Annotated in this window: 14 protein-coding genes; 6 read left to right on the top strand and 8 right to left on the bottom strand. The window is 70.0% G+C overall.

Annotated features, from left to right (window positions below; translation table 11 throughout):
• Positions 1-961: oxaloacetate-decarboxylating malate dehydrogenase (gene maeA / locus KBZ04_RS09410; protein ID WP_254991691.1), on the bottom strand; the 961-nt coding region annotated here is incomplete at its 3' end.
• Positions 962-1,080: 119 nt separating this feature from the next.
• Here maeA and KBZ04_RS09415 point away from each other — a divergent pair.
• From KBZ04_RS09415 to KBZ04_RS09425, 3 genes are read left to right on the top strand one after another with little or no spacing between them, the layout of a single operon-like run.
• Positions 1,081-1,908: a fumarylacetoacetate hydrolase family protein gene (locus KBZ04_RS09415; RefSeq protein WP_254991692.1), complete on the top strand. Its 828-nt coding sequence runs from the start codon at positions 1,081-1,083 to the stop codon at positions 1,906-1,908.
• An 18-nt stretch (positions 1,909-1,926) separates the two neighbouring features.
• A complete protein-coding gene (locus KBZ04_RS09420) occupies positions 1,927-2,229 on the top strand; it encodes a TIGR02450 family Trp-rich protein (RefSeq protein ID WP_254991693.1) in 303 nt (100 codons plus the stop codon).
• Positions 2,226-2,456, top strand: coding sequence for a hypothetical protein (locus KBZ04_RS09425; RefSeq protein WP_254991694.1), 231 nt, complete (start codon positions 2,226-2,228; stop codon positions 2,454-2,456). Before KBZ04_RS09420 ends, KBZ04_RS09425 begins: the two co-directional genes overlap by 4 nt.
• A gap of 24 nt (positions 2,457-2,480) precedes the next feature.
• On the opposite strand, the gene KBZ04_RS09430 is transcribed toward KBZ04_RS09425, so the two are convergent.
• From KBZ04_RS09430 to KBZ04_RS09440, 3 genes are all read right to left on the bottom strand, one after another.
• Positions 2,481-3,014: a L,D-transpeptidase gene (locus KBZ04_RS09430; protein ID WP_254991695.1), complete on the bottom strand. Its 534-nt coding sequence runs from the start codon at positions 3,012-3,014 to the stop codon at positions 2,481-2,483.
• A gap of 77 nt (positions 3,015-3,091) precedes the next feature.
• Positions 3,092-3,367 (bottom strand): cell division protein SepF, encoded by a 276-nt coding sequence (locus KBZ04_RS09435; protein ID WP_254991696.1) that lies wholly within the window; start codon positions 3,365-3,367, stop codon positions 3,092-3,094.
• A 43-nt stretch (positions 3,368-3,410) separates the two neighbouring features.
• Positions 3,411-3,839, bottom strand: a complete 429-nt coding sequence (locus KBZ04_RS09440) for a RidA family protein (protein WP_254991697.1) — start codon at positions 3,837-3,839, stop codon at positions 3,411-3,413.
• A gap of 29 nt (positions 3,840-3,868) precedes the next feature.
• Between KBZ04_RS09440 and KBZ04_RS09445 the strand changes: the two genes are divergently transcribed.
• Positions 3,869-5,074, top strand: coding sequence for an ABC transporter ATP-binding protein (locus KBZ04_RS09445; protein WP_254991698.1), 1,206 nt, complete (start codon positions 3,869-3,871; stop codon positions 5,072-5,074).
• On the opposite strand, the gene KBZ04_RS09450 is transcribed toward KBZ04_RS09445, so the two are convergent.
• The 4 genes from KBZ04_RS09450 to gloB form a co-directional block, all read right to left on the bottom strand.
• A complete protein-coding gene (locus KBZ04_RS09450) occupies positions 5,058-6,305 on the bottom strand; it encodes a PP2C family protein-serine/threonine phosphatase (protein WP_254991699.1) in 1,248 nt (415 codons plus the stop codon). The genes KBZ04_RS09445 and KBZ04_RS09450 overlap by 17 nt on opposite strands.
• Before the next feature lie 6 nt (positions 6,306-6,311).
• On the bottom strand, positions 6,312-6,761 hold the full coding sequence (locus KBZ04_RS09455) for an ATP-binding protein (protein WP_254991700.1): 450 nt from the start codon (positions 6,759-6,761) through the stop codon (positions 6,312-6,314).
• Positions 6,762-6,771: 10 nt separating this feature from the next.
• Positions 6,772-7,140: an STAS domain-containing protein gene (locus KBZ04_RS09460; protein WP_254991701.1), complete on the bottom strand. Its 369-nt coding sequence runs from the start codon at positions 7,138-7,140 to the stop codon at positions 6,772-6,774.
• 134 nt (positions 7,141-7,274) lie between these two features.
• On the bottom strand, positions 7,275-8,033 hold the full coding sequence (gene gloB, locus KBZ04_RS09465) for a hydroxyacylglutathione hydrolase (protein ID WP_254991702.1): 759 nt from the start codon (positions 8,031-8,033) through the stop codon (positions 7,275-7,277).
• Between the two features lie 29 nt (positions 8,034-8,062).
• On the opposite strand from gloB, the gene hisG reads away from it, so the two are divergent.
• Positions 8,063-8,743 (top strand): ATP phosphoribosyltransferase, encoded by a 681-nt coding sequence (gene hisG, locus KBZ04_RS09470; protein ID WP_254991703.1) that lies wholly within the window; start codon positions 8,063-8,065, stop codon positions 8,741-8,743.
• Entirely contained in the window at positions 8,740-10,539 is a 1,800-nt protein-coding gene (locus tag KBZ04_RS09475) for an ABC transporter ATP-binding protein (protein ID WP_254991704.1), read from the top strand. Before hisG ends, KBZ04_RS09475 begins: the two co-directional genes overlap by 4 nt.
• Positions 10,540-10,659: the final 120 nt, after the last annotated feature.

Consider the following 10,659-nt stretch of genomic DNA (forward strand, 5'->3'; position numbering starts at 1 on the left):
GCAGGCGCCAGAGCCGGTCGGCGATGCCGCAGCCGGCGCTGCCCGCGCCGAAGATGACGATCTGCTGGTCGGCCAGCGGTTTGCCGAGGCGCCGCAGGCCGGCCAGGATCGCCGCAGCGGCGACGCTGCTGGTGCCCTGGATGTCGTCGTTGAAGCTCGGCACCCGGTGCCGGTAGGCCTCCAGAACGGGGCGGGCGTGGGCGGCGCCGAAGTCCTCCCAGTGCACCAGGGCGCTGGGGCAGACCGCCTGCACCGCCGTGATGAAGCGCTCGAGGAACGCGGTGTAGGCCTCCCCCTGCAGTCGCGGTTGGCGCAGGCCGGGGTAGCAGGGATCCGCGAGCAGTTCGGGCCGATCGGTGCCCACGTCGAGCATCACCGGCAGCCCCCGGGCCGGATCCAGCCCGGCGCAGAGGGTGTAGACGGCCAGCTTCCCCTGGCAGATCTGGATGCCCCCCACCCCCTGGTCGCCGATGCCGAGGATCCCCTGGGCGTCGGTGACCAGGAGCAGGGCCGGCGCCCGGCCGGCGGAGCCGCCGCAGGCCTGGGCCAGCAGCTCCTCGAGCCGGTCCTGCTGCGGCGCCGCCAGGTAGATCCCCTGGCTGGGGCTGCGGTAGGTGTGGCTGAAGTGCTGGATCGCCTGCCCCACCGTGGGGGTGTAAACGATCGGCATCGCCAGTTCGATGTGGTCGGCGAGAAAGCGGTGGAACAGGGTGACGTTCCGCTCCCTCAGGGTCTGGAGGTAGGCGTAGCGCTCAAGGTCGCTGCCCATGGCGCCGAAGGCCAGCCGGCAGCGCTCCACCTGGGTCTCGATGCTCTCCACCTGCCAGGGCAGCAGGGCCTCCAGCCCCAGGTCCCGCCGCTCCGCCCGGCTGAAGGCGGTGCCCTTGTTGAGCAGCGGATCATTGAGCAGCTCGGCGCCCCGGAGGGTGGTGCTCCGCTGGCGACGGGGTTCGGCGACCACGGCGTGCTCCTGGTTCCGCTGGCGCCCCCATCATCCACGGGCTGACGGGCGAAAGTGGTCCTTGCGGGCCTTCTGCACCCCCCTCGGCAGCCCCCCGGCAGTCCTCCGTTCAGCCCCCCATGAAGATCGTGCGCTATCGGGATGCGGCGGGCGCCATCCACCTCGCCAGTCGCCGTCCTGACGGCCGCCTGGAGCGCCTGGCGGGCGACCTGTTCGGCGATCTGGAGCCCACGGGCGAGCCGGCCGCGGTGGAGCGGATCCTGGCCCCCCTGGAACCCCGGGCCATCCTCTGCATCGGCCTCAACTACCGCCGCCATGCCGCCGAGACCGGCGCCGTGATCCCCACCTGGCCGGTGCTGTTCATGAAGGTGCCGGGGGCGGTGCAGCATCCGGAGGCGCCGATCACCCTGCCCACCACGCTGGCCAGCCACCAGGTGGACTACGAGGGGGAGCTGGCGGTGGTGATCGGTCGCACCTGCCGCAACGTGCCGCGCTCCGAGGCCCTGGGGGTGGTGCTGGGCTACACCTGCGCCAACGACGTCAGTGCCCGCGACTGGCAGAAGCAGCCCCAGCTCGGCGGTGGCCAGTGGTGCCGCGGCAAGAGCTTCGACAGCTTCGCCCCCCTGGGCCCCTGCCTGGTGACCGCCGCGGCGATCCCCGATCCCCAGGCCCTCCGACTGCAGACCCGTCTCAACGGTGAAACGGTGCAGGCGGCCAGCACCGCCGACATGATCTTCACGGTGGCGGAGATCATCGAATTCCTGAGCGCCAGCACAACCCTGCCGGCCGGCACCGTGATCCTCACCGGCACCCCCAGTGGCGTCGGCATGGCGGCCGATCCGCCCCGCTGGCTGCGCCGCGGCGATACGGTCGAGGTGGAGATCGAGGGGATCGGGGTGCTTCGCAACCCGGTGATCGAGGAGCCCCTCTCCGCCCAGACCCCCTGAACGGCATCGGCGCCGCGCATGATCAAACTCCCCGCCGCCTGGACGGCCCAGCCCGAACGGGCCCAGCGCAGCGGCGGCTACCGCCACTTCGCCGTGCTGGGCCAGCGGGGCCGCGGCCGCGGGCGGACCGTGGAGCTGCAGGCGGTGCTGGATCCCGGTTACCGCCTGCTGGTTTCCCTGGGCGAACTGCGTGACCGCGACGCCTGGCAACCGGGCTGGCAGCGGCTGCCCCAGGAGCAGGGGTCACCGGTTGTGCCGGTTCAGGCAGAGCCGATCCTGCCGAAGTCCCTAAACTCCGCGCACACCGCGATGGACCTGTGACGTTCAACGGAACCCTGGAGGAACTCCAGGCCCTGGTCGCGGATCTCGGCTGTTTCGGGCACTGGGTGCACCAGGGGGCCTTCGAGATGCTGGTCATTGAGGACGGGGTCTCCAACCTGCGCATTAACTGGTGGCCCGGCACCGGGACCCTGATGCTGGTGGGCGATCCAGCCCAGCGCAGGGAACTCGAGCCCCGGCTGAAGGAGGCCCTGGCGGGCGGTTCCTGACCACCGGCCAGGCGCGAACGCCCTTCAGTCCCGCACCACCAGTTCGGTGGTGCCGCTGAGGCGCAGCAGATCGCCCAGGACCAGCAGGTCGTTGCCGTGGATCAGTCCGATGCAGCCGTCGGTGCCGCTGCGGCGCCCCCGGCCAGCGCTGGGATCGTGGTGGATGCCCAGGCCCCGGCGGGCGGTGGGAAAGCTCGGCTCCAGGCCGATCCAGAGGAAGCGGCCGAGTTCGGCATCATCCGTCGGAGCCACGGGGGTGATCTCGGTCACGGCGTAGAGGCCCCGCGGCAGCGGCGCCTTGCTGCCCAGCCGGCCCCGGTCGCCGTCCTGGCGCCGCACCCGGCCCACCAGGGCCTCGTAGGCCCGGGGCGGCTGGCCGGGGAGGTGGAGCTGCAGCTCCCAGATCGGATCACCGGTGACGGGCAGCTGCCGCTCGGTGCGCACCAGCACCATCTGACCGCCGCTGCCAGCGGCCAGGACCCTGGGGCCGGGGCCACCCGGGGGCGCCACGAGACCCCAAACAAGGGCCAGCAGGGCCAGACCGGTGGATCGCTTCATGGGCAGGACGGGACCGGTGCCCGTGTTACTGCCCCGGCACGGGTGCCACAAGGGCGGGGGAGCCGGTCCTGGCAGGCTCAGTCGCGCTCATCCCCATCCCGGCTGATCGTCACCAGGGCCGGAGCGAACAGGAACACCGTGTCCCCCAGCCGCTCCGACTGACCGTCCATGGCGAACACGCCACCCGAGACGAAGTCGATGGTGCGCTGGGCCTCCTCCGGTGCCATCGCGCTGAGGTGGAGCACCACCGTCTTGAATTGCTGCACCGCCAGCACCGCATCGACGGCCTCCTCGAAGCGGCCCGGTGTCATCACCACCACCTCGTGAAACCAGGTGCCGAAGGGGGTTTCCATCGCCCCAGGTTGCCGCAGTCCGGCCCCCCCCACCAGCGTTGCCTCAGGCGAGCACGGCGATGGCGTCGATCTCCACCCGCGCCCCCTTCGGCAGGGCCGCCACCTGCACGCAGGCCCGCGCCGGGGCCACCCCGGCGCCGAACACCCCGGCATACAGGGCGTTGACCCGGGCGAAATCGTTCAGATCCACCAGGTACACCGTGGTGCGCACCACCTGCTCAGGGCCGCAGCCGGCGGCGGCAAGCACCGCCTGCAGGTTGGTGAGTACCTGGACGGTTTCGGCCTCCACGTCGCCGTCCCCCACCAGCGTGCCGCCCAGCGGATCCAGGGCGATCTGGCCGGAGCAATACAGAACGCCCCCGGCGACCACGGCCTGGTTGTAGGGGCCCACCGGCGCGGGGGCGTCCGTTGTATGGACCGAATGAGACAAGGGCCTGTGCCTTTCGTCACTCCCCCCAGCGCTGGAACTCATGACGGGTGACAATGCGGGACTGGGATCTTATGGCTTCTTCCACCACCATCGCCACGCCTGCCGCCACTCCTGCTGCCACTGCAGCCACCACGGCTTCGAGCACCGGGGAGCTCACCGGCCGCGCTCCCCGCGACCACGTCCGCATCGATGACCTCTGGTATCGCTACCCGGGTCGCGACGTTTCTGGCTGGACCCTCAAGGGGATCGACCTCGTTCTTGGTGCCGGGGAACTGGTCGGTCTGCTGGGCCCCTCCGGATGCGGCAAGACCACCCTGCTGCGCCTGATCGCCGGCTTCGAGCGTCCCGGCCGCGGCAGCATCAGCATTGGTGGCCAGCAGGTGGCGGGTCCGGATCGCCTGTTGCCCCCCGAGCGGCGGGGCGTCGGCATGGTCTTCCAGGACGATGCCCTCTTCCCCCACCTCGATGCCTGGCGGAATGCCTGCTTCGGCCTGCGTCGCGGCCAGGACACGGCCCGGGTGGCCTGGCTGCTCGATCTGCTGGGCCTGGGCGGCCTGGAGCGCCGCTATCCCCACGAACTCTCCGGCGGGCAGCGCCAGCGCCTGGCCATGGCCCGTGCCCTGGCGCCCTCCCCCTCGGTGGTGCTGCTGGATGAGCCCTTCTCCAACCTGGATGTGGAGGTGCGGCTGCGGTTGCGCAGCGAGCTTCCGGCCGTGCTGGCCCGCTGCGGCGCCAGCGGCCTGATGGTCACCCACGATCCGGAGGAGGCCCTGGCGATCTGCGACCGGGTGGGGGTGCTGCGCGACGGGGTGCTGCACCAGTGCGCTCCCCCCCGGGAGCTGGTCGACCAGCCCGCCACCGCCTTCGTGGGCCAGTTCGTGCTCCAGTCCAACCTGTTGCCGGCCCGCTGGCGCGGCCGCCGCCTGCAGACCGTGCTCGGAGACCTCGAGCTGCGGTCCCGGGGGGAAGACGGCCACGCGTCTTCGGAGCCCGTCGAGGTGATGGTCCGCCCCCAGGCCCTGGAGTTCCTGCCCGAAGAGGAGGGGCCGGCCTGGATCACCGGCCGGGAATTCCTCGGCCGGGAATGGCTTTACCAGGTGCAGCTCGGTGACCACCGGCTGCGCTGGCGGGCGCCCCTGGAGGCCGACCACCCCCACGGCCGTCGGGGCCGGTTGCGGTTCCGTGCCGATGAGTCGGCCCTGCTGTTCCCGGGTGGGCGGTCGCTGGTGACCCTGCCCCAGGGGGGCAGGGCCGAGAGCCTCAGCTCCCCTCCCTAAGGCCGGCCACGGGCCGGCGCCTCAGCAGCAGCAGGGTGCAATCGTCTTCAAGGTGCTGGCTGCTGGTGAAGCCCCGCAGGCTCTGGCGCAGCCCCTGGATGAGGGTGTCCAGGGGGGCCTGATTCGCTTCGGCCAGCAGGCCCTGGCACCCCTGCACACCGAAGGGCTCCCCTTCGGTGTTCTCCGCTTCGGTGACTCCGTCGGTGTAGACCATCAGCAGGTCGCCCGGGGTGAGCTGCAGGCACAGGCTCTGGTAGGTGCGGCCGGCAAAGACGCCCAGCAGCGCCCCCTTCGGCATCGCAATCGGACGCACCTCCCCGTCCTGCAGCAGCAGGGGCGGGCAGTGGCCGCCATTGGAATAGGTGAACTGGCCGGAGGTCACATCCAGATAGCCACAGAACATCGTCACGAAAAGCCCGGCCTCGTTCCCATCGGCGAGGCTGTCGTTGAGGCGGCGCAGCACGGCATCCGGGGATCTTTCGGTGTTCGCCAGGATCCTCAGCTGTCCCACCGAGCGGGCCATGAACAGCGCCGCCCCGAGGCCGTGGCCGGACACATCGCCGATGCAGACGAAGAGCCGGTGGCTGTCGACGAAGAAGGCATCGAAGAAATCCCCCGCCACCGTGGTGGCCGGTTCCATCAGCGTGGCGATCTCGATGTCCGGATGCTCGGGGAACAGGCAGCCCTGGGGCGGCAGCATGTTGAGCTGCAGGTCCCGCGCCAGGTCGAGTTCCTTGCGCAGGTGGGACAGCTCCAGGGCTTCCCGCTGGGCCTCCAGCGTCAGCTGGTTGGTGAGCCGGGTGCGCTCCACCAGGGAAATCATCATGTTGCGGGCCACCCCCGGCAGCAGCACCATGTGGGACCAGAACACCTGCTGGGGAATCCTCAACACGGTCGCCTCCTCCTCCGCCCGAACCAGGGCCGAGGCCGGTCGGCCATCGATGGCGGAAAACTCGCCGATGCACTGACCGATGGGAATGGCGATCCCCTTGCTGCGGTAGCCGTCGCCGCCGAGGTGGACCGTGACCGTTCCGGCCAGAATGATGAAGATGTCCTCGTTGGTCTGCCCCGGGCTGAGCAACACCTGACCCGGTGCCAGAGGCAGAAGCTCACAGCGATGGACCGCCGCCTGCAACACGTCCTCCCTCACATCCCGGAAGAGGGGAATGTCCTTGTAGGGCAGGGAAGCGGTGGTCGAGGGGTCCAGGGAGATTGGGGGCTCGACGCACATTCCCGATCAGGGGTCTTTTGAAAAGTAGATGCCGAGCTTAAGCACGTTCCTGTCCCCGGCCCTCTGGTAGCTGCGTTCATCCATGAAACGATTCACCAGCAGGAGGCCGAGACCGCCGGGTTCGGCCTCCTGAAGCGAGCGGGGCAGGGGCCCGCGGCTGGCGCCGAGGGGATCGAAGGCCGGGCCGGCATCGACGATGGTGAGGGTCGCCAGACCCCTGTCCCCGCAATCGGCCAGTTCCAGGGTCAGATCCACCGGGCAGGTGAAATCCGCAGCCCCGCCGTGGTCGATCAGGTTGGCCAGCACCTCGTTGAGGCAGAGGTCCAGCTTGCCGGTCGGTCCGGGGGGAACGGCCTCCTTCTGGCAGTGGTCCGTGAGCCATTCGGAGCAGCGCCGCAGCTCCTGGGGGCTGGGCTGGATCGAGAGGGTGGGGGCGTCGGGCTGGGGTGGCGCCATCGGTCGAGCCTCAGGCCAGGGCGTCCCGTTCGGCCTGATCCTCATCGGCGACCATCGGAATCACGTCGTCGATCCCGGTGGACTCCAGCGTGGCCTTCACCAGTTCGTTGTCACCCAGCAGGATCACCATGCGGCCGCCTTTCTGATCCAGGGCACGGGCGCTGGAGATGATGCTGCGGATGCCGATGGAGGCCAGAAAGCTGACGTCGCGAAGGTCAAGAATCACCGGCAATGGTTTGATGGCCGTCAGCGATGTGAGCTTCAGGGCGATGTCTTCCATGCCCAGCATGTCAAGTCGACCCGCCAGAACCACTTTGCGCAGCTTGATGGAGCCGTCGGTCTCCAGGACATCGTCCGATCGGATCGAAGCCGTCTGCATCATGACCGCTGGAAATTGAACCAAGTGACATTACCCGGGTTGTGCCTCGGTCCGGCAGGTCACGGTCTGTGTTGTGTCGTGCAACACATTCCTGACCAGAGGTGTCAGCCTTCTCGCCCTAATCCGGCGCCGGTTCAGTCCGACCAATCGTTCTTGCTGCGACGCAGGGCGGCCAGTTCCTGGCCATCCGCCGCCCGTATGAACAGGTTGGTGCGGCGTTCCTCGCCGATGCTGCTGGGGATCGTGGGCCTGCCCCGGGCCCGGGCGAGCAGCACCGCGGCCAGCCGTTCGGCGATGGCCCCATCCCCCGGTCGCTGGGCCGCGGCCCAGCGCAGATTCGAGGCGGTGTACTCGTGGGCGCACCACACCCGGGTGGTCTCCGGGAGCGCAGCCAGCCGCCCCAGGGAGTGATGCATCTGCTCGGGGCTGCCCTCGAACAGCCGGCCGCAGCCGGCGGCGAACAGGGTGTCACCGCAGAACAGCTCCCCCTGCAGGGGCAGGTGGAAGGCGATGTGGGCGCGGGTGTGGCCCGGCACCGCCAGCACCTCCACCGGCTGGCCCAGCAGGGTGAAACGGTCGCCGTCCGCCACCCCCCGGGTCTGGAAGGGGATCCGCTCCCGGTCGGAGCGGGCCGCCACCACCTCCGCCCGGGGCCATTCCTCCAGCAGGGCGGGGGTGCCGCCGATGTGATCGCTGTGGTGGTGGGTCTGCAGCACCGCCACCAGTTCCAGACCCCGCTGCTTCAGCCAGGCGATCGCCGGCTCCGCCACCGCCGGATCCACCACCGCCGCCTGCCGGCCGTCATGGAGCACGAACAGGTAGTTGTCGCGCAGCACCGGCAGCAGCGCCACCTGCAGCGCGACAGGGGGTCCGGCTTGGGCATGATCCGGCATCGTTACAGTCCAGGTTGCTGCTGGCTTCCATGATCACCGCCAACCAGCGGTCCCCGATCACCGTCGCCCTGGCCAAGGGCGCCCTGCTGAAGGATTCGGTGCGCCGCTTTCAGGCGGCCGGGCTGGATTTCTCCGATCTGCTGGAGGAGGACAACCGCCTGCTGATGGTGCCGAGCCGCTGCGGCACGGCACGGGCCCTGCTGGTCCGCAACGCCGATGTGCCGGTGTATGTGGCCTATGGCCAGGCCCAGCTCGGGGTGGTGGGCTACGACGTGCTGCGGGAGCACCAGCTGCCGGTGGCCCAGCTCGTGGATCTCGGCTTCGGCGGCTGCCGCATGGCGGTGGCGGTGAAAGCCAGCAGCGGCTATCGCCGCGCCGCCGATCTGCCGGCCCACTGCCGCGTGGCCAGCAAGTTCACCCGCTGCGCCGAAACCTTCTTCGAACAGCTGGATCTGCCGGTGGAGCTGATCCACCTCACCGGGTCGGTGGAGCTCGGTCCGATCACGGGCATGTCCGAGGCGATCGTTGATCTGGTGGCCACCGGTCGCACCCTGCGCGACAACGGCCTTGTGGCGATCGAGGATCTGTTCACCAGCTCGGCCCGGCTGATCGGCCATCCCCTGGCCCTGCGCCTCGATGATGGGGCCCTTCAGGGCCTGGTCGAGCGGATCGCCACCGTCCACAGGCCCGTCCAGATGCCCGCCCGATGAGCAGCCTCGATGGCCAGCGACTGCGGCGACTGCTTCCTTACCTGGGCCGGGATCGCAAGCGCCTGCTGCTGTCCCTGCTGCTCCTGATCCCCCTGGCCCTGGCGGCCTCCGTCCAGCCGTTGCTGGTGGGCCAGGTGATCTCCAAGCTCCGGGGCGAGGAGGTGATGGCCTGGCTGGCCCCCCTGTCGGTGCCGACCGCCCTGCGGGTGCTGGTGGCGATGTTGCTGGCGGCGGTGCTGCTGCGTCTGTCCCTGCAGGGCACCCAGACCTACAACGTGCAGGTGGTGGGCCAGCGGCTCACCGCCCGCATCCGCGACGACCTGTTCCGCCACGCGATGGCCCTGTCGCTGCGCTTCCATGACCGCACGCCGGTGGGCAAGCTGCTCACCCGCCTCACCAGTGATGTGGACGCCCTGGCGGAGGTGTTCGGCAGCGGTGCGGTGGGGGTGCTTTCCGATCTGGTCACTCTGCTGGTGATCGGTCTCACCATGCTCTCGATCGAGTGGCGTCTGGGGCTGCTGCTGCTGGCCAGCCAGGTGCCCGTGACCATGGGGGTGCTCTGGCTGCAGGGCCGCTACCGCAAGGCCAACTACCGGGTACGGGAGGAGCTGGGCCAGCTCAACGCTGATCTGCAGGAGAACCTCCAGGGGCTGGAGGTGGTGCAGATGTTCCGGCGTGAGGCCGTCAATGGCGAGCGCTTCTCCCACACCACCGACGCCTATCGCCGGGCCGTCACCGGCACGATTTTCTATGACAGCGCCATTTCCGCCTTCATCGAGTGGGTGGCCCTGGCGGCCGTCGCGCTGGTGCTGGCCCTCGGAGGCGCCATGGTCACCGGTGGGGCCATGGGCCTGGGCACCCTGACCACCTTCATCCTCTTCTCCCAGCGGGTGTTCGACCCCCTGCGCCAGCTGGCGGAGCGCTTCACCCAGATCCAGGGGGGCCTCACCGCCGTGGAGCGCATCGGCGAGCTGCTCGAGCAGCCGATCGAGATCGCCGATCTGCCCAGCAGCCAGCGCAGCCCCGCCGCGGTGCTCTCCGGTGCCGAACGGTTCAGCCCCGGCGAGGTGGAGTTCGAGAACGTCTCCTTCGCCTACCGCCCGGACGATCCGATCCTCACCGATCTCTCCTTCCGCATCGCCCCCGGCGAGCATGTGGCGATCGTGGGCCCCACCGGATCGGGCAAGACCACCGTGATCCGGCTGCTCTGCCGGCTCTACGAACCGCAGCAGGGCACCATCCGCCTCGATGGGGTGGACATCCGTGAACTGCCGATCGCCACCCTGCGGCGGCGCCTGGGGGTGGTGCTGCAGGACACCTTCCTGTTCAGCGGCAACGTGGCCGACAACCTGCGTCTCGATGCCGACATCAGTGAGGCCGATCTGGAGCGCCTCTGCGGTGATCTCGGCCTCACCCCCCTGCTGGGCAGGCTGGGGGAAGGCCTGGCCACCGAGCTGCGCGAGCGGGGCGGCAACCTCTCCTCCGGCGAGCGTCAGCTGCTGGCCGTGGCGCGGGTGGCGATCCGCGACCCCTCCGTCCTGGTGATGGACGAGGCCACCGCCTTCATGGACCCCTCCACCGAGGCCACCCTGCAGCGGGACCTCGACACCCTGCTCAGCGGCCGCACCGCCATCGTCATCGCCCACCGCCTGGCGACCGTCGAGGCCGCCGACCGCATCCTGGTGCTGCGCCGCGGCCGCCTGATCGAGGAGGGCAACCATCGCGAGCTGCGGGCCGTCGGGGGGCTCTACGCGCAGCTGGCGGAGCTGCAGGAAAAGGGGCTGGCCACACTCTGAGGCCCTTGGGTCTGGGCGGGGAGCTCCAGCTCCTCCTCCAGCCACGTGTCGATCAGGGCCGCCAGCTGACGCGGTTGTTCGCCCATCGGCAGGTGCCCTACTCCGTTGAGGAGCACGAAC

Source organism: Cyanobium sp. N5-Cardenillas, from assembly GCF_024345515.1.
Lineage (GTDB): Bacteria > Cyanobacteriota > Cyanobacteriia > PCC-6307 > Cyanobiaceae > Cyanobium.